This window comes from uncultured Campylobacter sp. (assembly GCF_938045405.1).
Classification (GTDB): Bacteria; Campylobacterota; Campylobacteria; order Campylobacterales; family Campylobacteraceae; genus Campylobacter_B.
This window is the reverse complement of the sequence record NZ_CALIMW010000069.1, coordinates 19,184-41,227: the sequence shown is the minus strand read 5'-3', so window position 1 is coordinate 41,227 and position 22,044 is coordinate 19,184. Positions and strand designations below refer to the sequence as shown.

Annotated in this window: 20 protein-coding genes and 1 pseudogene; 5 read left to right on the top strand and 16 right to left on the bottom strand. The window is 49.5% G+C overall.

The features are described 5' to 3' along the window. Window positions 1–37: 37 nt before the first annotated feature. Both Q0140_RS02480 and Q0140_RS02475 read right to left on the bottom strand, forming a co-directional pair. Complete coding sequence (locus tag Q0140_RS02480) at window positions 38–391, bottom strand: hypothetical protein (RefSeq protein ID WP_297942470.1); 354 nt, start codon at window positions 389–391, stop codon at window positions 38–40. A 119-nt stretch (window positions 392–510) separates the two neighbouring features. Beyond that, complete coding sequence (locus Q0140_RS02475; RefSeq protein WP_297961439.1) at window positions 511–888, bottom strand: hypothetical protein; 378 nt, start codon at window positions 886–888, stop codon at window positions 511–513. 120 nt (window positions 889–1,008) lie between these two features. Between Q0140_RS02475 and Q0140_RS02470 the strand changes: the two genes are divergently transcribed. After that, window positions 1,009–1,245 carry a hypothetical protein gene (locus Q0140_RS02470; protein WP_297961436.1) on the top strand — a complete coding sequence of 79 codons (237 nt, stop codon included), beginning with the start codon at window positions 1,009–1,011 and terminating at the stop codon, window positions 1,243–1,245. A gap of 25 nt (window positions 1,246–1,270) precedes the next feature. On the opposite strand, the gene Q0140_RS02465 is transcribed toward Q0140_RS02470, so the two are convergent. The 6 genes and pseudogenes from Q0140_RS02465 to Q0140_RS02440 all read right to left on the bottom strand — a co-directional run bounded on the left by Q0140_RS02465 (window position 1,271) and on the right by Q0140_RS02440 (window position 7,265). Then, the gene (locus tag Q0140_RS02465; RefSeq protein WP_297961433.1) at window positions 1,271–1,960 is read right to left on the bottom strand and encodes a hypothetical protein; all 690 of its coding nucleotides are present in this window, start codon (window positions 1,958–1,960) and stop codon (window positions 1,271–1,273) included. Next, the gene (locus Q0140_RS02460; protein ID WP_297961430.1) at window positions 1,960–3,243 is read right to left on the bottom strand and encodes a GNAT family N-acetyltransferase; all 1,284 of its coding nucleotides are present in this window, start codon (window positions 3,241–3,243) and stop codon (window positions 1,960–1,962) included. Before Q0140_RS02460 ends, Q0140_RS02465 begins: the two co-directional genes overlap by 1 nt. 129 nt (window positions 3,244–3,372) lie before the next feature. Further along, complete coding sequence (gene aroC / locus Q0140_RS02455; RefSeq protein WP_297961427.1) at window positions 3,373–4,488, bottom strand: chorismate synthase; 1,116 nt, start codon at window positions 4,486–4,488, stop codon at window positions 3,373–3,375. 248 nt (window positions 4,489–4,736) lie between these two features. After that, window positions 4,737–5,399 (bottom strand): annotated as a pseudogene (gene rnc, locus Q0140_RS02450) (ribonuclease III); the annotation flags it as partial. 440 nt (window positions 5,400–5,839) lie between these two features. Then, entirely contained in the window at window positions 5,840–6,262 is a 423-nt protein-coding gene (gene rnhA / locus Q0140_RS02445; RefSeq protein ID WP_297961424.1) for a ribonuclease HI, read from the bottom strand. Then, on the bottom strand, window positions 6,240–7,265 hold the full coding sequence (locus Q0140_RS02440; RefSeq protein ID WP_297961421.1) for a tetratricopeptide repeat protein: 1,026 nt from the start codon (window positions 7,263–7,265) through the stop codon (window positions 6,240–6,242). The genes rnhA and Q0140_RS02440 overlap by 23 nt, the downstream gene beginning before the upstream one ends. A 60-nt stretch (window positions 7,266–7,325) precedes the next feature. Between Q0140_RS02440 and dnaG the strand changes: the two genes are divergently transcribed. From dnaG to Q0140_RS02425, 3 genes are all read left to right on the top strand, one after another. Next, the gene (dnaG, locus tag Q0140_RS02435) at window positions 7,326–9,485 is read left to right on the top strand and encodes a DNA primase (RefSeq protein WP_297961418.1); all 2,160 of its coding nucleotides are present in this window, start codon (window positions 7,326–7,328) and stop codon (window positions 9,483–9,485) included. Between the two features lie 9 nt (window positions 9,486–9,494). Then, window positions 9,495–10,478, top strand: a complete 984-nt coding sequence (locus tag Q0140_RS02430) for an argininosuccinate synthase domain-containing protein (protein ID WP_297961415.1) — start codon at window positions 9,495–9,497, stop codon at window positions 10,476–10,478. Window positions 10,479–10,722: 244 nt separating this feature from the next. Continuing rightward, window positions 10,723–11,277, top strand: a complete 555-nt coding sequence (locus Q0140_RS02425) for a hypothetical protein (protein ID WP_297961412.1) — start codon at window positions 10,723–10,725, stop codon at window positions 11,275–11,277. 1,100 nt (window positions 11,278–12,377) lie between these two features. Here Q0140_RS02425 and Q0140_RS02420 read toward each other — a convergent pair. From Q0140_RS02420 to Q0140_RS02395, 6 genes are all read right to left on the bottom strand, one after another. Beyond that, window positions 12,378–12,968 (bottom strand): hypothetical protein, encoded by a 591-nt coding sequence (locus Q0140_RS02420; protein ID WP_297961409.1) that lies wholly within the window; start codon window positions 12,966–12,968, stop codon window positions 12,378–12,380. A gap of 103 nt (window positions 12,969–13,071) precedes the next feature. Next, window positions 13,072–14,421 (bottom strand): CAP domain-containing protein, encoded by a 1,350-nt coding sequence (locus Q0140_RS02415; RefSeq protein ID WP_297961406.1) that lies wholly within the window; start codon window positions 14,419–14,421, stop codon window positions 13,072–13,074. Next, window positions 14,396–15,979, bottom strand: a complete 1,584-nt coding sequence (pckA, locus tag Q0140_RS02410; protein ID WP_297961403.1) for a phosphoenolpyruvate carboxykinase (ATP) — start codon at window positions 15,977–15,979, stop codon at window positions 14,396–14,398. The genes Q0140_RS02415 and pckA overlap by 26 nt, the downstream gene beginning before the upstream one ends. A 130-nt stretch (window positions 15,980–16,109) precedes the next feature. Continuing rightward, window positions 16,110–17,933 (bottom strand): biotin/lipoyl-containing protein, encoded by a 1,824-nt coding sequence (locus tag Q0140_RS02405; protein WP_297961400.1) that lies wholly within the window; start codon window positions 17,931–17,933, stop codon window positions 16,110–16,112. A gap of 41 nt (window positions 17,934–17,974) precedes the next feature. Next, window positions 17,975–19,336, bottom strand: a complete 1,362-nt coding sequence (locus tag Q0140_RS02400) for a TRAP transporter large permease subunit (protein WP_297961397.1) — start codon at window positions 19,334–19,336, stop codon at window positions 17,975–17,977. 93 nt (window positions 19,337–19,429) lie between these two features. Then, on the bottom strand, window positions 19,430–19,999 hold the full coding sequence (locus Q0140_RS02395) for a TRAP transporter small permease subunit (RefSeq protein WP_297961394.1): 570 nt from the start codon (window positions 19,997–19,999) through the stop codon (window positions 19,430–19,432). Between the two features lie 96 nt (window positions 20,000–20,095). Here Q0140_RS02395 and Q0140_RS02390 point away from each other — a divergent pair, with 96 nt between their 5' ends. Continuing rightward, window positions 20,096–20,707, top strand: a complete 612-nt coding sequence (locus Q0140_RS02390; protein WP_297961391.1) for a disulfide bond formation protein B — start codon at window positions 20,096–20,098, stop codon at window positions 20,705–20,707. A gap of 17 nt (window positions 20,708–20,724) precedes the next feature. Here the strand turns inward: Q0140_RS02390 and Q0140_RS02385 are convergent, their stop codons facing one another. Then, window positions 20,725–21,108, bottom strand: a complete 384-nt coding sequence (locus tag Q0140_RS02385; RefSeq protein WP_297961388.1) for a prepilin-type N-terminal cleavage/methylation domain-containing protein — start codon at window positions 21,106–21,108, stop codon at window positions 20,725–20,727. A gap of 63 nt (window positions 21,109–21,171) precedes the next feature. Continuing rightward, the gene (locus Q0140_RS02380) at window positions 21,172–21,945 is read right to left on the bottom strand and encodes a 3'(2'),5'-bisphosphate nucleotidase CysQ (RefSeq protein ID WP_297961385.1); all 774 of its coding nucleotides are present in this window, start codon (window positions 21,943–21,945) and stop codon (window positions 21,172–21,174) included. Between the last annotated feature and the right edge of the window lie 99 nt (window positions 21,946–22,044).

Sequence of the window (22,044 nt, the reverse complement as noted above, 5' to 3'; positions counted from 1 at the left end):
GGTCTAAATTTTACGCTGAAACGGGCGGAATCGCTCTTTAATCCAAGCTAAAAAACCGCCTAAGCTTTCGCTTAAACGTGTCTTTTGGAATTTGCGTATCACCGAAATCATCGCTCCAAATTTCGTTTTTATCGGTAAACAAGCCTTTATTTTGCGCCTGCGGCATAAAGACCACTTTATCCGTAACTTGGACGCCTTTTTGCTTAAAATACTCTAGTATCTCATCCAGATCTCGCCTAGAATATATATTTATAAGGAAGTAATTTCTATTTTTGAACCTTAGCACGATATTTTTGCGGATTAAGCCCAAAGGCTCATCCGCTCTTATCAGCATATAAATTTTAAACGGCAAGATGAACAATATGAAATTTATCGTATGATATAAAAACAATACAACCTTTCCTATGTGTACCCCTATGGACGATTTTTTATACAGCTCGTAGGACGAAAAATAGTGAAATCTACCGAAGCTATTGTATAGCTCCGATATAACACAAAAACTCGCCTTATCTATATCGCAGGCATCGCAAATTTTATTATTTCCTCTTTCTTGACAAAATAAAAATCATTTAGCGCCTGATTTAGCGATCCGGGCTTATCGTCGAAAGCATTTATATAGCTGATTTTATTATTTTTCAATAAAAAATACGCGGGACTGCCCTTTCTTTTAATAGGCCAAAGTAGCGTAGCCGGCAACAATAAAAAGACCACTACGATAAACATAACTAAATCGGCACTAAAATGCGTGTAAAATTCTAAGTTTAACGGAGTAACTTCTAAATTGAATATTTTATATAAGCAACCGAGTGAAAGAAAAAGAACAATATTGTTTTGAAAGTAAACCGCTCTATCTATGATTTTGATCGGCTCTTTGTCGTAATCCCTCATAAAATTCCTTTTCGGTATGATTTTTGACGAAGCGCATTTTATCACCGCCTCGCTTTCGACGCGTTTAAGAGCGTAGGATATTTGCGGAGGCGCTTGCGGCGAGGCGAGTTGCGACGAGCCGTGGTTATCTCAGTCAAGCAGACACTAGCAACTCATCTGAAGCTGCTTAGAGGATTGCTTCGGGTGCCGAGCGATCTCATCTGCGACTACTTCGAGTACCGAGAGATCCCATCTACGATTGCTGTGAGTAGAATTTTGCTCGAATCCAGCCCCAATCTCGCCGTGAAATACTCGCGCAGCATCTGCCTTTGCGCTTCGTTTACGTTTAGCCTTATCCAGGCTACCCCGCGGGTCTAAATTTTACGCTGAAAGCCAAAAAATTTCACGCCTTAATGTCGTAGCTGAAATTTTTCAAAAAATATATACGTAAAGCTTCGCGCTCGGCGCGGCTAGGACGGATGCAAAAAAATACCGCCGCGCCCGTATCGTCCCTCCCGCGCAGTAGCAGGCAATCGCGCAGTCGAAGTCCCACTCGCCCGTCTAGTCTTCGCGCGACGACGAGCTTTGAAGCGATCAAAATCGCAAAAATGCCCGCCGCTGCATAGATCGCAGCCTCGGCAAAGCCGAATTTGATCGTCAAAAACACGCCCGCGACGTATACGAAAAGAAGCAAGAATTTTAAAATTTCTTGCAGTTTCAAAAACCGTTCGTAGCTTAGAAACGGCACGCGAAACGTCCGCACGAAGCCGAACGACGGCTCTATCAGATCAACGCATCCAAGCATAAGATCGTATTTGTCTAGCCCTCTGCGAAAGGATATTTTAAGCTCGTCAAATTCCACGCGCGCCGCCTCTTTGCTACCGCTTCGCAGATAAAGTAACGCTAAAAACATAAAAACGATCGTCAGACTAGGCTTGGCTTGCTGCGAGCGTAGCGGGCTGTCCGTGTAAAACAGCTCCCCCGATCCGCCGATGTCCAAAGAGATAAAAATGCAAAAAAACGCAAGGATAGAGGCGGAGAAAATTCTATAAAACGTATCGTCGCAGATGAGGCTGAATTCGGGCTTTTGCATTAGTTTTTATATAGCGGCGCGTCGGTGATTTTAAATCTAAATTTATTGCCTGCGCCGATAAATTTCACGAAGCTCGCTACGTCAAATCCCTGCTGCGGCGCGCTTAACGGCGGCTTAGCAAGGATCTCGAAGCTTAGGCCTGCGTAGTTGAAAAACTTGCCGCAGCGCCGAAAACCGTGCCTGCCGTAGAATTCTATGCGGCGCAGGCGTTGCGCGAGATTGGGCACGTCCTCATGCGGCGGCTCAACGTCAAGGACGATCTGCGCGCTCGGATTTTGCTTGGCGATGAGCGCGAGCAGCCTTGAGCCAAGCCCAAGCCCGCGAAATTTCGCATCGATCGCAAGGTACGCTACGTAAAAAAACTCGCTCTCTCCGCCGCTTGAGGGTTCGCTCTCATCGTAGCGCGAAATTTCGCTTTCTGCGGTACCTGACGAAATTTCGCCTTCTGCGGCGCTTGATGAAATTTCATCCCCTCTAGCGCTTGATGAAATTTTGCCGCCCGCACCGCAAATCGAATGGTCCGCGTCGATCGGAATTTTGCTATCTGCGCTCGCGTTTAAAATTTCATCGCCGCTAAGAGGCTGCGTTTCTTGGCTCGCGATTTCGCCGCTTGCAACGCTAAAAAATTTTGCCTCTGAAAATTCCGCTTTACCGCTTGGGATTTCATCCTCTGCGCCGTCAAATTCCGCGCAGCTATGGGCTTTGGATCTTAAAATTTTATCCGCATTTAGGCGAGGCGGCGGCTGTTTGTGGTGCGAAACCGCGCGCTTGTAAGTTTGCTCGGTTCTATAGACGCAAAACCCAACCAGCTCCTCGCCGCTTAAATTTTGCACCACCGCGTTTAAATGCTCGCTCGCTGCGTCGGAATTTTTACTTTCCGAGCTGGATTTTTCACACGTCGCATTAGATTTTTTATCTGCCGTGCCGCGATTTTCGGAACTCAAAGAGGTTAATTCTGCCGCGCCGCAGTCGCTCGCATCGAAATTTTTACCCGCAGCATTGCGATCTTGGCTAGCTTCGCCGCAATCCCGCTTTGCCGCGCAAAAATCTTGTTTTGGCGCGCATAAATTTTCGTCTGTCGCCGCGTGATGTTTATTTGCCGCGCCGCCAGTACTTAGGGCGCTAAAATCCTCGAATATCGCCGCGATTTCAAGCTGTCCTTTGCGCGACATTTTTAAAAAATTTTTTATGCTGATACGCTCGATTTCGGGGAACGCCGCGACGTTGATCGCCTCTATGCGCGCGATCAGTGCCGAGTCCTCGCCGATACGCTCAAGTCTCATTTTGCCCTCCTTGTCACGATAGGCCTACCGCGTAAATTTAAAATTTGCCCGCCTAGCTCGCGGGAATTTCATCGCTCGGCCCTTGAAATTTCATTAAATTTCGCAAAATTTAAGGGCGCCCGTCTAAATTTAATCCTCGCCGTAAATTCGCTTTAAATTCCCCAGCGTCGCGCTCGCGTTTAGCAGCAGCGCATCGGCGATCGCCAGCCGCGCCATCGCGGTGGCTACGACGCTGCCGCGCACGGCGATACACGGATCGTGCCGCCCGCGCAGCTCGTAGATCGCGTCTGCGCCGCGCACGTCCACGCTGTGCTGCGCCATGAAAATGCTCGGAGTGGGCTTAAAATGCGTCGCAATCTCGATAGGCGCGCCGCTGCTTATGCCGCCTAAGATCCCGCCTGCGTTGTTGCTTGCAAAATTTGCGCCGATCTTGCCGCCGTTGGTGCGGATCGCATCCTTGCTAGCGCGCATAAAATCGTTGTTCTCGCTGCCTTTTAGCGTGCTTGCCTTCACTCCGGCGCCGATCTGCACGGCCTTTACGCCGTTTATGCCCATCAGCGCGCCCGCAAGCGCCGCATCCAGCTTGCCGTACAGCGGCTCGCCGAGCCCCGCAGGCGCGCCCGTGACGCGCGTTAGCACGCAGCCGCCGATACTATCTCCCGCATTTTTGACGCTTAGAATTAACTCCTTTTGCGCGCTCTCCGCATCAGGATCGAGCGCAAAAATTTCGCTGTTTTGCGCAAAGTCGAAGTCTAAATTTGCGGCGTAAATTTCGCCCACGCCACAGATTCCGCTTTTTACGGAAATTTTAAAGTGATTTAGCAAAATTTGCGCAAACGCTCCAGCAGCCACGCGCACGGCGGTTTCGCGCGCGCTTGCCCGCCCGCCGCCTCGGTAATCGCGCAGTCCGTATTTGGCAAAATATGAAAAATCGGCGTGTGCGGGGCGGAAAATATCCTTTAGATTTTCGTAGTCCTTCGAGTGCTGGTTTGCGTTGCGGATGATAAATCCGATCGGCGCGCCGGTGCTGCGACCGTCAAAAATCCCGCTTAAAATTTCGATCTCGTCGGCTTCTTTGCGCGGCGTAGCGTATTTGCCGCCCGGCTTGCGGCGGTCAAGCTCGCTTTGGATATTTGAAATCTCGATCGCCACGCCTGCCGGAAAGCCGTCCAAAACGCCGCCGATCGCCGCGCCGTGGCTCTCGCCGAAGGTGCTAAGGCGCAATCTCTCGCCGAAGGTATTCATAGCGCGCCTCCTTGATCGCCGCCGCCTTGTCTATCCGTATCACGCCCGCTTCGCTCATTGCTTTTTTTAGCGCTCGGCGTGCCGCCTGATGCGCCGGCGCGGTCGCTTTTTTTGCTACCATGCGCCCGTCCGTCGCTATTTCGTGAGCCTTTTTTGCCGTCCTGTGCTCGGTTCGCACCGCTTTGTGCGTTGCTATCGCATGCTGTTTGCTCGCTATTTGTCGCGCTAGCGCTGTGCGAGGCGCCGTTTTGTAAAAGCTCTATCGCGATTTGCGCGCATTTTTGCTCAGCCTCCTTTTTGCTAGCTCCCACAGCGGATGAGAGTCGCTTGCCGCCTACGAGCGCCGCCATTTCGAAGCTTTTTTTGTGATCGGGGCCGCTCGAGCCTAAAAGGATATATTCGGGCGTGACGCCGAATTTTGCCTGCGTGAGCTCTTGCAGCGCGGTTTTGTAGTCTTTAACGAGCTCGTTAAAGCTGATGCGCGGATAGAGGATTTCTAAGATTGCAGTCGCGATGCGGGCGGTGTTTTGCAGCCCGCTCTCAAGATAGACGGCGCCCATTATCGCCTCAAAGGCGTCCGAAAGCAGCGATGGCTTCTCGCGCCCGCCGTTGCGCTCCTCGGACAGCGACATATTCAGGTTCTCGCCGATGCCCAAAAATTTTGCAAATTTAGAAAAGCTGCTTTCGTTCACGAGTGCGGCGCGCAGCTTGCTCAGATCGCCCTCGTCGCTGCTAAATTTTTTGAAAAGATACTCGCCCACGATCAGATCCATCACCGCATCGCCTAAAAATTCCAGCCTCTCGTTGTTGTGCCCGTTTTTGGCGCTTTTGTGCGTAAGAGCGATCTTGAGGTGGGTTAAATTTTTAAATTTATAGCCCAGTTTTTCTTGTAATTTTTCTAAATTTTGCATTATCAACCTTTTTATAAAATTCTACGAAATCCGCGGCGGCTCGCACGCAAACGGCATCTGGCGCGAACAAAACTTGCGCAAGCGAAACGAACGAGTGCAAGCACAGCCCGCGCTAAATTTGCACTAACGTGGCGAATGAAACGCGCTAGCACCAATCTGCGGCGAATAAAATTTAAACATAGCCCGCCATTCTAACGTAAACCGCGCCAAGGCTCACTTGTCGCAAACGAAATCCTCGCCAAAAATAGACCCGTCGCGAATACAGTCGCGCCAAAGCCTGCTCCGCTGCTAACGAAATTTCTGCCAAAGCTCGATTGCGTGAACGAATGCACTAAAACCGGCTTCGGGCGATAAATTTAAGCCGAAGCGGCTCTGCGTGCAAAGTAAACGCGAGCAAATCCATGCTTAATCCGCGCAACCGCAAGCTTCGCCGCGGAATTTTAGCCCTTTATCGCTTCCGCCGCCGCGCGAGCCATAGCGTCGCACTCTTCGTTTTGCGGATGACCCGCATGCCCCTTGACCCAGGAGGCCTTGATCTCGTGATGCGCTGCCGCCGCAAGGTATCTGCGCCACAGATCTGCGTTTTTTTTGCCCTTAAAATCAGTAGCGACCCACTTTGCGAGCCAGGAGCTTATCGCTTTAACGACATATTCGCTATCGGTAAAAAGCTCGACGCGGCAGGGCTGCTTAAGCGCGCTAAGTCCCATTATAGCGGCTGTTAGCTCCATTTGATTATTGGTCGTCATCGCTTCCGCGCCGCTTGCCTTTTTTATCGCGTCGCCGTATTGCAGTATGTAAGCCCAGCCGCCCGCTCCAGGGTTTCCGAGACAGCTGCCGTCGCTAAAAAGTTTGACCGATTTCACCGGTTTTCTCCGAAATTTGTGCTCTAATTTCCATGCTGCCTAGCTCGTAGCAGACCGGACAGCGGTGCGAGAAGAGCCCCACCGAGCTTTTGCACTTCGCGCAGGTGTAGCTAAAGCTAAGCCCGGCGTCCTCAAAGCCCGTGTCTTTCATGGCTATAAGCGCGTTGATCTCAAAAATTTTACTCGCGCTCTTAGGCTTTTGATCGCTTCTTCCAAGCGCGTAAAAAAGCGCATTGTACTCCGCATCCTGCGTATTTACCGCCGCAGGGAAATCATAGATCAGATCGATCGCCTGCTCGATCGGCGGGAAGCGGTCAAAGCCCTCCATAGGCTCTTTGTTTTTGATAAAAAGTTCCATGCAAAACCGCCCCGCGCCTTTGAAGTTTAGCTTTGAAATTTTAGCGATCTTTTTATTAAACGGCGTATTAGCGTCGTTTGCGATGATCTGGGCGCGCTCGAACTGGCTTTGAGCATATACTTCGGCGTCCTGTTCGCGCAGCGCGTCAAGCACCTCAAGCGCCTCATTAAAGCGCTTCAGCCGCTCATAAATCACCGTAAGATGCGTAAGGGCCTCTTTGTTTCTCGGGCGCAGCTTTAGCGCCTGCAAAAATACCTCTTCGGCGCGCCCTAAAAAGCCCGCTTTGAAATATACGATACCGAGATTGGTGAGGATAAACTCCCTCTGCACGCCGCCGCTAGCCTTGCCTAGCGCGATTAGATAAATTTCTATCGCGCGCTCGAAGTCGCCGCTTTTGACGAAAGAGCTAGCTAAAATTCCAAGCGTCGGGATGTCTATTTGCGGGCTTGCCAAAAGCTGCCTGTGTTCGGTGCTAAGCGCGTCTAGGGTGTCAAATTTTTTGATGAAATTCTCTAAGCTCTGCCTCTCGTTTTTTTTAGAAAAAACTCCCCAAATGTAGCTTAGAATCGACACTAGCAAGATTATGCTTATCAGCATGATAAGCCCGAAAATCGGGTCGCGATCGTCTAAGAAAAAATTATCCAAATCAAACCTCGTCGCAAAAATAAAGGGCAATTATAGCAAAGTGCGGGTATAATTTCGCTTATGATTAAAAACGAAAGCATAGAAAATCTGCTGGCTACCGTAGATATCGTAGATGTCGTAGAAAAATATGTCCCGCTTAAGCGCAGCGGCGCAAATTTCGTGGGTGTCTGCCCATTTCACGACGATTCGCACCCGAGCATGAGCGTGAGTTCAAAGCTTGGAATTTTTCACTGCTTTTCGTGCAAAGCAGGCGGCAACGCGATTAAATTTATCCAAGATTACGAAAAGATAAGCTTTCCAGAAGCGGTCGAAAAGCTTGCGGGGATGTATAATTTCGCGCTGCAATACACTGGCGCCAAGGTGCAGGAACGCAGCGAAGAGAAGAAGGTACTTGGGATTTTAAACGCCTACTATCAAAGCTGCCTTTATCAAAACCCCGCCGCCGTAAAATACCTGTACGAACGCGGACTGAGTGATGCGACTATTCGCAAATTCGGCCTTGGCTACGCTGGAGCTAGCGCGCAGACGATCAGAGTTTTGCAAAACGAAGAAATTCCGCCGCAAGACGCGCTAAATGCGGGCGCGGTGAAGCAAAACGAGCGCGGGCTCTACGCAAGCTTCATTGAGCGCATCACCTTTCCGATCTACAACCACGCAAGCAAGCTCGTGGGCTTCGGCGGCCGCACGATAAGCGATAATCCCGCCAAATACGTCAATTCGCCGCAGTGCGCGCTGTTTGATAAATCTAAAATTTTCTACGCATTCGACCTTGCAAAAAAAAGCGCGATCGCCAAAAAAACCCTCATCATCACCGAGGGCTACATGGACGTCATCATGCTGCATCAAGCGGGCATCGACAACGCCGTAGCGGTGCTCGGCACGGCGTTGACGCCCGCTCATCTGCCGCTTATAAAGCGCGCGGAGCTTAACGTCGTGCTTAGCTTCGACGGCGACGCTGCGGGCATCAATGCGGCGATGAAATCGGCGCGGCTTTTGTGCCTGAATAAGATCGACTCAAGCGTCGCTATAATCGGCGGCGGCGCCGATCCTGCGGATATGATAGTCGCGGGCAAGGTGCGCGAGCTAGAGCAAATTTATGCTAGCGGCATGGAGAGCGGGGAGTTTCTGATCCGAAGAATCGCTAAAAAATACGATCTCGCCCGCCCAGTGCAAAAAGAGGCGGCGCTAAATGAGATCAAAGAATTTACCGCAGCGCTCGGCCCCGTGCTCGCCGAGTCCTATCAGAGCCTGGTCGCGCAAATTTTAAACGTCTCGCCGGGTTCGTTTAATTTAGCAAGCGGCGGTAAAAATTTCGGCGCGGGCTTTGAGGGGCGAAATTTTAACGAGGGCGGGAATTTCGGCTCTCGTGATTTCGGTTCTTACGAAGGGCGCGGCGCAGACGGCAGGGGCGGTGTGAGCGGGAGCTTAAACGGCGGAAATTTTGTTCGCGAGCAAAACACGGCGCGCTACGAGAGCTCTGCGCCGCCTGCGGCTTCGGCGAGGGGCGGGCGGACGCTACTGCGCCGCAAGGAGATCGCGGAGCTTCAGATCATAAAATCGATGTTGCTCGATGGTGAGATGGCGGAGCTTGGGCTCGGCTGCTTGGAGCGGCGCGATTTTCGCATGCACGGCGATATTTTCGAGGCGTTTTTGGCTTTCGCTCGCAGCGGCGGAAATTTTAAAAATTTCATCGCGGGCAAGGGCGGCAATGCGGATAGTAATGCGAGCGAAAATTTTACCGCAGGCGGCGCGGGAGAAAATTTTATCCGTAGCGAGAGCGTAAATTTAAAAAGCGGTGAGAGCTCTAGCGAGCAAAATTTTAGCGGGCAGGGTTCTACGGGCGCCGTAAATTTAAAAGATTCCGCACAGCAGGGTGCAAACGGCGGCGAGAAGCAAGAGGATGCAAATAACGGCGAGAGACGGAGCTTAAGCATCGGCGCAAATCAAGGCGAGATGGAAGCCGCCGCTCAAAATGTCCAAAGCGCTCAAAGTATCCAAAATGTTCAAAACGCCGAAAGCGAAGCCCGCGAAAATCTGCGCGCGCTCGCGCTGGATGATGAAATTTTGCCTATCGACGGCGCGGCGCTTTTTAACGACGCGTGCAAAATTTTACGCCGCAACGCCCTGCAAGATCTGATGCAAAAGCTCAAAAACTCCGACGCGCCCGACAAGATCGAGCGGATCTTGGAGTATCAAAAAAAGATCAATCAACTCAAGTAAAGGAACGAAATGAAGGCATTGGCGCTCTTTAGCGGCGGGCTTGACTCCATGCTCGCGGTCAAACTCATCGTCTCGCAAGGCATCGAGGTGCTCGCGCTGAATATGGATATCGGATTTAGCGGCAAGGACGATAAGAGCGAGATCATGCGCCGCAGAGCCGCAGCCGCGGGAGCGAATTTTAAAAGCGTTGATATCAGAAGCGAATATCTGCGGCAGGTGCTTTTCGAGCCCAAATACGGCTACGGCAAGCACTTCAACCCCTGCATCGACTGCCACGGATATATGTTTAAGACCGCGCTTACGATGCTGCAAAGCGAAGGGGCGAGCTTCATCATCACTGGCGAGGTGCTCGGGCAGCGCCCGATGAGCCAACGCGCGCAGGCTCTGGCTCAGGTCGGCGGGCTTAGCGGCGATGAGGAGGGGCTGATCCTGCGTCCGCTGTGCGCGAAGCTGCTGCCGCCCACGACGCCAGAGATCAAGGGCTGGGTCGATAGGGGCGCGCTGCTTGATATCAGCGGGCGCGGACGCACTAGGCAGATGCAGCTCGCGGCAGAGTTCGGCTTTGAGGACTATGAAACGCCCGCGGGAGGCTGTCTACTAACGGTGCAAAGCTTTAGCGAGCGGATCAAGGATGCGGTAAAATTTGAAAAGATCGAAACGCCCGCGGACGCTGAAATTTTAAAATTCGGGCGCCATCTGCGCCTGCCAGGCGGCGCTAAGCTCATAATCGGGCGGGATGAGAGCGATAACAAAAAGCTTGCCGCCGTGCAAAATCCAAAATTTAGCGAGATAAAATTTAAAGATGACGTCGTGGGCGCGCTAAGCCTGATAAGCAGGGGCGCGAGCGAGGCGGATAGAGAGCTTGCGGCGAGGCTGGCGCTAACATACGCCAAAACGGACGCCGCTCGCCGCTACGCTCTGCTCATAGACGGCAGCGAGCTGAGTGCAAGCCCCTTTGAGAGCAAGGATGCTGCGCGCGAGTATTTTGTGTAAAATCTAAAACCGCCATCCAGGTTGTATTTGATAGGCGTAAAAACGATATATAAGCGCAAGAAGCTGCGATAGCAGATACAAGAGTAAAATTTAAAAACGGCGGCGTCTGAAAAACGAGCCGAAAAAGCGGGCGCCGCGAACTAAATTCGGCTATCGCAAGAGCCAAATAGGCATAAATTTAAAAGTGCAAGCCGTTAAATTTAAAAGCAAGAGCGAGCAAATTTTATAAGCTTAAGGAGCGTTTATGGAGTATTTCAAACCGTTTTTCGTAAAGATCCCAGGCCGCGCCAGAGATGACGACCACACGAGCGCGCACGATCAGATCATCGCGCCGCTACTGCAAAACGCGCTCGCCGCCTACGTCTATAACGGCCGCAAAGATAGCATCGTGGGGACTTTCGGTAGCGTGGAGCACCCGCTAAACTTAAGCAAGTTTAGTTTTCTCGTGCGCGAGCGGGGTAAATTTCGCCTCGATCTCTCGCGCGAATGCGTAAACGGCGCCGAGATCTTTTGGAACGCCTGCAGTTTTAGGCGCGGCTCGGTCATTATTTTGCTCGAGGGAGAGTTTGATTTGGCGCCTATTTTGCGCCGCTGCGCCGAGATAAGCATAGACGAGACGCCAAATATGGGCAACAGCCCCGCAGCGACCAAACTTGCCAAGCGTGCAATGAGCGAGGGGCGGATCGCCGTGCTTTTTAGCGCTTCGAATGGGATAGAGTGGATGGATATCTACGCTCCTGAGGCGGTGCAGGCTATAATTTTAAAACTTGCGGATGAGATAAATGGGGACGAAATTTAAAATTTAGTCACAAAAGCTAGAGATATGCGTATAAATTTCGGCGTGTAGTGAGAATTTTAAGACACTAGGCGTTAAATTTAAGTAGTAAGAGCATAAAAATAGAAACGAGGCAATATAAGAAAAAATATGAATGAAACCGCGCTATAGGCAGGCTTTTGAGCTAGCTGGCAAAGCATCTTTCATAGATACGAAAAGCTTGGCGCGTAGATTTTAAAATTTAAGGCGGACGGGCGAAGCGCTTGCCGCAGCTGTGCAAAGCTCAATCTACATTGAAGCAGGCGAAGTGCAAAATGTTCGCAAATTTATTCGCCTTTTTGCAGTCTGAGCCGATCGCTAGCTTTCTCTAAATTTTAGCTCAAGAAAGCAAAATTCGCTCAAAGCCTCGTAGCAAAGCAGCGGCTCGCGCGCCTCAAATGCAAGCAAAAAAAATACGCTCAAAGCGGCAAAAGCGTGGGCTTTGCCGTACGGCGTCGCTTTTTAGATAAATTTAAACCGCGCTGTGCTTCGGATAAATTTCAACCATACGCCGCTTGGGATAAATTTTAAAAATCCCGCATCGCATCAAACCACTCCTGCGTTTTGCTCTGCGGTATCTCAAAACGCGCATTATCAGCTATCTGGCGTACCGCCACATAAGCGTCCTCGCGCTCGGGCGTCTCGATATCTGGTAGCTTATTTATCGCGCCTACGAGCTCCTCTATGACCGCCCTTGCTTCGCGCTCGCAGCTTACTTTTTTGATCGCTTTTAGCGCGGTTTTATAGGCTCTCGTCGCGGCTTTGCCGTTTTTGCCCTCCCAGTTTGTAAAGGGGACGTTAAACTCGCTCTCAAACCACGCCTTTTTACGCAGCTGCGCGACGGCGGCGTACTCAAACTTTCGCGTTTTAGCAAGCGCGACAAGCTCCTTTTTAAGCGCCTTGCCTGCGTCTCGCTCGACATTCCACGCGATAAAATAATTAAGCCCACTCCACGAGCTAAGCGGCGGAAAGCCGCTTAAATCAGAGCAGTATCTTATCTGGATGGAATTTAATCCCTCAAGCGCGCTAAGGGCACGCAGGTTGCAGACGGCGCCGTTTAGACTGACGCTTTTTAGCGCGGAAAACTACAACAAACTCTCGCAATCAAATGGCTCGCCGCAAACGGGCGCGTCTATTTCTATGCGCTCTATGCCCGCTAGCGCCGCAAACACCGGTAGCTTAAACGGCTCCGCGCCCTCGGCATCATCCTCGCGAAAGCAAAAAGAAACGTCTTTAAGCCCGCCCGCATCCTCGATCGTAAAATTTTCCGCCTTGCCGTAAAATTCCACCTTACGCGTATCTGCGCCGAGTCGAACGCAAATTTTAAAGCGATCGCAGTCTAGGCTTAAGCGGCGGATGTGAGCCTTGCTAAGATCCAGCGAGACGTCTTTTTGCGGCGCCCAGAAAAAGCTCTCTATCTCACGCTCCTGCGACCACTGCGCAAAACTCGCGTCGTTGCCCGCGTAGTAGAAAAATCTAGGCCAATGCCCGCCGGCCGGTATTTGCATGCTGTCAAACGCGCTCCACGAAATGGACGTATCCGCATCTACGTAGGCTCTCGCATCGCCGTAGCCCTTAGGCGCGATGCTAAAGCTGCCTTGCCCCGCGGGGATATCCACCTCATGGCTATTTTCACCCATTAGCGAAATATAAAATTTACCTTCGTTTTTTGTCATGATCTATCCTTTTATCTGCATTTTGCAAGCGGTGCGTCGCGTCTGCAAAGCAAAACCCCTAGCCTGCAAGCGGGCATTGCGCCAAATAGCCCTCCCGCACCCGTCATCTCCGCTTTCTTGCTAAAAGATAAAACAAAACGATCGCCGCCAAAACCGCCGCGATTGCGGCGTAAATTTTACCCATGCCGCCGTAACTTTTGGAGTCGTCGCTTAAATACAGGTTTATTACCGCGCCGTTACCCGTTGAAATTTCAAGCTTTGCGCCCTTTGCGCCGTTTAGTTTTACGCGCAGCATATTTGCCGCGGGGCTTGAAATTTCTGGCTTATCCATAAAAGAGTAGCTGGTTTTGTAGCTTTTCATCAAATCGTTGCAGTCTTTCGGGGTTACGAATATGTCGTAAAACGCGCCGTTTTTCACGCTCAAATTTTCTCCGCCTTGCACGACGAAGTATCTAAATTTGGGCGCCTGCGTGATAAACTCCCACCGCAGCGTTTTTTGCTTCCCGCCCTGCTCGTAATTAAACTCCGCGCCGTATTTGGTGTCAAATTTAAAAACCTCTCTGCTGAAAAGCACGAACTGCCTATCGCTTAAAATGGCGTTAGGATCGGAGTTTTTGTCTAAAATTTTAACGTTTTGAAGCTCCCTGCCGCTTTCGTAAATTTTAAAACTTTTCATCGTTACGGGCGGTTCCTCGGCATTAAACTCCACGCTTACGGGGTTTGCGGTGATTTTGCACTCTGGCATGGGATCTGGAATTTCATTGCTGAAAAACGCAAGCGCGGGCTCGTCGTTCGGGTAGTAGACGTAAGGGCGTGAGTTCAGCGCGGTGGCGCTTTTGAACTTATCCTCCCTCATCCGTAGCGTTTCGTTTTTACACATCCCAAGTAGGAATTTACCGCTTCCTTCGTCGTTTAAATTCCGCGAGCAAAAGGCATTTAGGCGCGAATTTCCCATCTCAAAAATGTAGCTGCTTTTTTTGCCGTGCTCAAAATAGCCGATGCCGATCTCATCCGAGGCAAAATCCAAAAATGCAAATCTATGGTAAATCGCGCTTAAAAGCCCGTCGATCGCGCTTTTTAGATCGCTTGAGTTATAGGATAAATTTTCCCGTACTGCGGCATTATAGCCTGCGTAAAAAGCGCGCTTTGACGGATTTTCGCCCGTAAAATTCGGCTTGCCAGGGCTCTCGTCGTGCGACATCGCCTCGTTTGCGACGACATATTTTGCGTGATTAAGCGCGGAGGTGTTTAAAATTTCATTCTGCGAAAGCTGATTTAGCCCCGATTTTGCGCGCACATTGTTGATGTAGCTTAGTGGATCGTCGTAAAAGGAAAAGCCGCTCATCGCAACGAGCGGCTGTTTTAAATTTGAAGGGGCGTTTTCGCATGCGGCAAAAAGCGCGCAGATCGCCCCAAGACCCAGGAGCCTAAGCCGTAGGGCCCGCTTTAGCAAACTCGACCCCCTCTTTTACGTCCTCGTAGCGTTTGAAATTCTCTTCAAACATCTTTGCTAGCTTATCGCGCGTGATCTTATATTCCGCCGGGTGCGTCCATGTATTGATCGGATTTAGTAGCTTCGTCTCGACGCCTGCTAGCTCTTTTGGGATCGCGAGGTTAAAAATACCAAAATTTTCAAATTCGCACTTTTTGATGCTGCCGTCAAGGATCGCGTTTATGCATGCGCGCGTGGCTTTGATGCTCATTCGCTTGCCTACGCCGTATGCGCCGCCGCTCCAGCCGGTGTTTACGAGATAGACGCTAACATTATGCTTGTCGATCTTTTCGCCTAGCAGCTTAGCGTAAACAGTCGGGTGCAGCGGCATAAACGGCTCGCCAAAGCACGCGCTAAATGTCGCCACGGGCTCGGTGATACCGCGCTCGGTGCCCGCGACTTTGGCTGTGTAACCGCTTAGGAAATAATAGATCGCCTGCTCTTTGGTTAGTTTTGCGACCGGAGGCAAAACGCCGAATGCATCGGCTGTTAAAAAGATGATATTTTTCGGATGGCCGCCAGCAGAGCTTGGCTCGTAGTTATCGATATGATAGATCGGGTAGCTGACGCGGGTGTTTTCGGTCTTGCTGCCGTCTTTGTAGTCCACGACGCCAGCCTCATCTGCGACCACATTTTCAAGTAGCGCGTCGCGTTTGATCGCGGCGTAAATTTCAGGCTCGCTGCTCGGGTCTAAATTTATACATTTTGCGTAGCAGCCGCCCTCGAAGTTAAATATCCCCTCATCATCCCAGCCGTGCTCGTCGTCGCCGATTAGCTTGCGGTTTGGATCGGTCGAGAGCGTCGTTTTGCCCGTACCGCTTAGACCGAAAAATAGCGCTGTATCACCGTCCTTACCCACGTTTGCCGAGCAGTGCATGCTTAGCTTGCCCTCAAGCGGTAGCCAGTAGTTCATCATAGAAAAAATTCCCTTTTTCATCTCGCCGCCGTACCACGTACCGCCGATAACGGCGACGTTTTCCTCGACATTAAATATAACGAAAACGTCGGAATGCAGCCCGTCGCTCGCGTAATCTTCGTTTTTGCATTTGCACGCGTTGTAAACGACGAAATCGGGATGAAATTCCGCAAGCTCGCTCTCGCTTGGGCGGATGAACATATTTTTAACAAAATGCGCCTGCCACGCGACTTCGGTCACGAAGCGGACTGATTTTTTGCTCTTTTCGCTAGCGCCGCAAAATGCGTCTTGGATAAAGATTTCTTTGCCGCTTAGCTGGGCTTTGGCTTTGGCTAAAAGTTTATCGAAAAGCTCTTTTGAGATGGGCTGATTTACCTTGCCCCAGGCGATGTATTTTTGGCTCGGGTCCTGCTTTACGAAGTACTTATCCTTTGGGCTGCGACCCGTGAATATGCCCGTATCGACCATAAAAGTGCCGTTGCTTGACACGCGCCCTTCATTCATCGCCTTTTCAAGCTCGAAAAGCTCGTCGTAGCTTAGGTTGTGGTTGATTTTTTTGATATTTTTAAGACCTAGTTTATCCAGATCGTTCGGAGTTGTCATTTTGCGTCCTTTTTAAATTAAATTTTGATAAAAGATTGCGCTATTATAGCTTAAAATTTAGGTGAGCTCGCTTAAGCGCCGAGGATGATCGCCATGAAATTTAGGCGGGAGCGCCGCCTAAATTTAGAGCTTATCTTAAAATCGCGAGCACTTGATCGGCATCGACCGTATCGCCCTGGGCGACTAAAATTTTATCGATTATACCTTTGCGCGGGCTTTCGATATTTATCTCCATCTTCATCGCTTCAAGTACGATTATCGTCTGCCCCGCCTCGACGATATCGTCTTGCTTGACTAAAATTTTAAATACGTTGCTAGGAAGCGTCGCTTTTACTTCGTTGTCGTCCGTACCGCTTGCCTTGTTTTCGAGAGTGGCTTGCACTTGCGGCTTTGCGGGCGCTGAGGTATCGAAGCTGATGTCGTATCGATCGCCGTTTACGAGCACGTTTTGTCCGGCAAATTCTACGTTGTAAATTTTGCCGTTAATCTTAACGTCAAATTTGCCGTTTTTAGAAATACCGCTTTGATGACTTGCGGCAGGTGCTACGTCCTCTTTTTTGCGGATCATCACCTTGCCCTCGCCTTTTAAAAACGCGATACCCTTTTCTTTGCACGCAAGCGCGATAAATACGTTCTCCTCGCTAGGCTCGATGCCTTGTTCGCGTAGAATCTTCTGCGCATACGCGACGCTCTTACTCTCGTCGGCATCGGCGATATCTACGGCGTGTTTGGTCGTAGGCTGTAGTCCTAGCTGCTCCGCCGCCATCTTAATCACGCCTTCGTCGGGTTTAACGGGCGTTTTGCCGAAATAACCTAACACCATCTTGCCGTAGCCCTCGGCGATCTTTTTCCACGGGCCGAACATTACGTTGTTAAACGCCTGCTGGAAATAAAACTGGCTAACCGGCGTTACGCTCGTGCCGAAACCGCCCTTTTCGACGACCTCGCGCATAGCCTTGATGACGGCGGGGAATTTATCTAAAATTTTATTATCGCGCATCATCTGAGTGTTTGCGGTAAGCGCGCCTCCCGGCATCGGCGAAAACGGAATGAGCGGGCTTACCTGCGTGGCCTCGGGCGGCATAAAATAATCCTTCAAGCACTCGCCCAAAACCTCTTCGTATTTTAAAATTTTCTCTGCATCCAGCCCCAGATCGAAATTTTGCCCCTTCGTCGCGTGCAGCAGCGTAAGGATGTCCGGCTGGCTCGTGCCGCCGCTTACGGGATGCGCGGCAAGGTCGATGCCGTCTACGCCCGCAACGAGCGCAGCCTGATAGCATGCGACGCTAACGCCCGCCGTCTCGTGAGTGTGCAGACGGATATGCACACCGTCGCCTAAAATTTTACGCGCGCGCTTGATCGTCTCATAGACCTTCTGCGGGCTGCTGGTACCGCTTGCGTCTTTGAAGCAGACGCTGTCGAACGGAATCTGCGCGTCTAAAATTTGACGCAAAATTCTCTCATAAAACGCTGCGTCGTGTGCACCGCTACATCCGGGCGGTAGATCCATCATCGTGACTACGACTTCGTGTTTGAGTCCGTGGCGATGTATGCACTCGCCGCTAAATTTTAAATTTTCCACGTCGTTTAGCGCGTCGAAATTTCTAATCGTCGTCGTGCCGTGCTTAGCAAAAAGCTTGGCGTGCAGATCGATGATCTCGCGGCTGCCGGTATCGAGCGTGACGGTATTGACGCCGCGGCTAAGGGTTTGCAGGTTCGCCTCAGGCCCCACGATGCTTCTAAATTTATCCATCATCTCAAAGGCGTCTTCGTTTAGGTAAAAATACAGGCTCTGAAACCGCGCGCCGCCGCCGAACTCAAAGTGCGTGATGCCCGCGTCTTTGGCCGCGCTAACGGCAGGCAAAAAGTCCGCCATCGCCACGCGCGCGCCGAAAACTGACTGAAATCCGTCGCGAAAGGTCGTATCCATAACGTCGATAAGCTTTTTAGCCATTTTTAGCTCCTAGGTTAAATTTAGCGTGAATTTTAATATTTCTAGCCTAAAAAAGCTTTTAAACCAAAAACCCCCGGAAAGATTGCGAGCGTTAATAGCACTAGAATTTGCAATAAAATAAAAGGTAGCACGCCCTTGTAAATATCCGTGGTGTGGATTTGCGGCGGCGTCACGCCCTTTAAGAAAAATATCGAAAATCCAAACGGCGGCGTCATAAACGACGTTTGTAAATTTACAGCGATTAAGATCGCAAACCACACGGGATTGATATGTAAAGACTCTACTATCGGCAAAAGTATCGGTAAAATGATATATGAAATTTCGACATAATCTAGAAAAAATCCAAGCACTATGATAACTACCATCGTAAGCGCGATAAATCCCCATGCTTGACCGGGCAGATTCTCCATAAAATTTTTTACGACCTCATCTCCGCCCGTGTAAGAAAAAATCATCGAAAATGCCGTGGCGCCCATCAAAATCATAAAAACCATGCCCGAAATTTTAGCGGTATTTTTTAGTGCGTCATAGATCAGTCTAAACGAAAACGTGCGGTATAAAACAGCTAGCGCTATCGCACCCAAGCAGCCTACCGACGAGCTCTCCGTAGGCGTAGCGATGCCCGCAAAAATAGATCCCAAGACGAGCAAAATCAGCACGAGCACCGGCACGACGTTTTTAAGCGCGATAAAAATTTGCTTTGATTTGCTAAGCCCCTCTATCGGCGGAACAGGCGGCGCATAATCTTTGCAAATATATGAAATAATCGCAATATAAATCACGTAAAAACCCACTAGCACGAGCCCAGGAATAACTGCTGCAGAGAAAAGATCACCCACAGAAACCGAAAGTATATCGCCTAAAATAATCAGCACGATCGAAGGCGGAATAATCTGCCCAAGCGTGCCCGCAGCAGCGATAGTGCCGGTAGCCAGCGGCTTATCGTAGCCGTATTTCATCATCACGGGTAGACTGATGACGCCCATAGCGATGACAGTCGCGCCCACGATGCCCGTCGTAGCCGCAAGTAATGCGCCCACCAAAACGGTGCTGATCGCCACGCCGCCTCGTACGCCGCCGAATAAAAATGCCATCGACTCTAATAAACGCTCCGCAAGGCGAGTCTTTTGCAAAATCATACCCATCAAAATAAAAAGCGGCACCGAAATTAGCAGCTGATTTTCCATAATCGAGTAAATTCTATTAGGCATCAGTGAGAAAAACTGCCTGCTCATATCCTCGAAAGCTTCGGTTAAAATTTCAAAGCCCTGCGCGTAATCCCACGCCTCACTAAGTCCGTAGATAAAGCCAAAAATCACAGCCACGGCGCCGAACGTAAACGCAACGGGAAAACCGAGTAACAGCATAAAAAGCGCTGCCGCAAACATCACTATGCCTATCATAGCTCGCCACCTTTTATCTTGCCATGGCAAAATTCCGCCCAAGCGCGAAAAGCGTAAAATTTATAGAATTTTAAATTTAAGCTCATTCTGCCCTCACACACTCTGTGCGCCCGAAGAATTCCCACTAAGAAATTCCGAGCCTTTGTTTTCCCTAACATCAAGCAGGGCGTTAATATTTTTAATCAAAAATCCAAATGCGTAGATAAATAAAAACGCATAGCTAAGCGTGATTGCGGACTTGATGATCCAAAGATGCTGCATACCACCGGGATTAGCACTGGCCTCATGGCTCGTATAAGCCTCGCTCACATAATCGATCGAAAAAAACGCCACGAGCGCCACGAAAGGCAAAATGAAAAATATCGTGCCTAAGATATTTATGAGCGCTTTTGCAGTGGGACTAAATTTTTCGTAAAAAATATCCACGCGAACGTGGGCATTTTCTTTAAGCGCATAGGTCACACCGAATAAAAACATCGCCGAATATAGCCACCACGTAAGTTCTTGCATAGCGACGGAATTTGCGGCAGGAAAAAGATAACGCGCCACAACATTGTAAAAAACGACTATAACTAAAAGCGCCAAAAATACGATACTCAATACGCCTAAAATATTTGCGAACGCATCAAAAGCTCTTTCTAATTTGCGTAAAAAACCCTTCAAAATTTTACCCTTTGCTTGAAATTTTTGCTATAAAAGCTGGGATTTTAGCAAAAATATCTGCAATTTATTATAAAATTATGCACGGAAAGGATTTTTATGATTTTAAAATTTCAAAACAGATACTCTAAAAGATTTCTCGCCTTTTGCGCTATTTGGGCGCTTTTTTGGCTAGCATTTTCATATTTTTTCTTGCAAAAATTCCTTTTTATCTATCCGGAAAGCTTTAGCATTCACGTGAGATTCGCACTTTGCGCCATAGCACTAGGAGCGGTGATTTTAGCTATTTGCGGCAAGAGCGTTTACGGCGCGGTTTGCGGATATGCGGTATGGTTTTACGGCGCGGCGCTAGGATTTGCCTCGTCGTTAAATTTAGCCAAAATCCGCGTCGTACTGCGCGAAGACAGCGAAATGGGAGGGATAAGCGGCTGCGGCGGAGCGGTGAAATTTTTAAATTTCGATCTAAGCGCGGTGCCGATTTTTAAGCCGTTTAACAGCTGCGCATTCGATGTACCGGCGGTGCCGACCAATACAACGCTAGACGGACTGCAAGCCAAACTAACGGCACTTTATAGTGGAGGTTGGTATCTGTTTCCGGCAAGCAAAAGCGTGGATCTGGCGCAATTTTGGAGTATAATTTTTATATTTTTCGGAGCTGTTTGGGTTATTGGAATTTTGCTTGGATTTATAAATAAAAAGGCGCAGAGATAGTCCCTGCACCAAAGAAGCTACTGAACAATTACTAATGCATCTGAACTATAAAGGTTGCTTATAGTTTTTAGATTTGCCGAATCCCAAACTGTAGCGCACAAACCATTGTATCCTTTTTTTAAGGTAATTTGCGATGCATTGTTATATTTATAAGTAGCACAAACGGAGCCTTTGGCTTTAATAGGAATTGCTACATTTGTCATGCTAGGAATATCTGAACTATACTGACCTTGTGAAGTATAGTAGCCTATTATATCGCTTAAAGATGTAACGATGTTTTGAGATGCTCTAACGACCTCTGCATCATCGCGTGTAGCTGCTAGTCTTGGAATGGCAATTGCCGCCAAAACACCTAAAATCACGATCACGAAAATTAATTCGATCATAGTAAAACCCTTCATGTTTTTATCCTTTGATAAAAAATTTTTGGACTTATATTATAGAGCGTTTACTATAAATTTAACTTAAAAGTTCTTTGCGAATTCTAACATTTCAGATAAATTTTTCATCGCATTCGCGCCGACCGCTAAATAATGGTTATTTATCAGGCTTTTTCCGTTATAAAGAGGCGCCTCCATCGTCTTTAGATCTACCACCACTCCGCCGCTTTGATGCAGCAAAAAATCCCCAGCGGCGATGTCCCAAAGCGAACAATCGCTAAATCTCGCATACGCGCTGGCGCCCCCCTCAGCTAAGATGCAAAATTTTATCGCAGAGCCTTTGCGCACGAGCTGCATTTTAAATTTTTGCGCGAATTGCACGTATTTTGCAGATCTGCTATGGTGCCCTTGCATGAAAATTTGCGGCGCGCTATTTGGGCGAGCGAGCAGCGCGCCGTTTTTATAAGCTCCACCGCCGTTTGAGCTATATACGTCGCCGCTTACAGGCACGCCGATTACCGCTAAAATCGGACGCCCATGCTCGATAAGCGCGATGCAGACGCAAAACTCGCCGTTGCGCGCGATGAACTCCTTCGTGCCGTCCAGCGGATCTACCAGCCAAAATCTCTCCTCGCTCATGCGCTGCTTGCTATCCAGCACGCATTCTTCCGAGCAGATCGCGATGCCGCTAGGCTCCAGGGTGCTCATTATTACATCATTTGCCGCGAGATCCGCATTCGTAAGCGGCGATCTGTCCGCTTTGATGAAAATGTCGAATTTGTCGTAATTTTGCATTATCGCGGCGTTTGCCTTTTTTGCGGCATCTATTGCAAGCGCCAAAAGCTCATCCAAGCCCACTTTCGCTCCTTAAATTTAACGGTGATTCTATCAAATTTAAAATTCCAAATCTATAAATTTACGCAAGCAAAAACAGCCGAAATTTCAAAAATCTTTAGA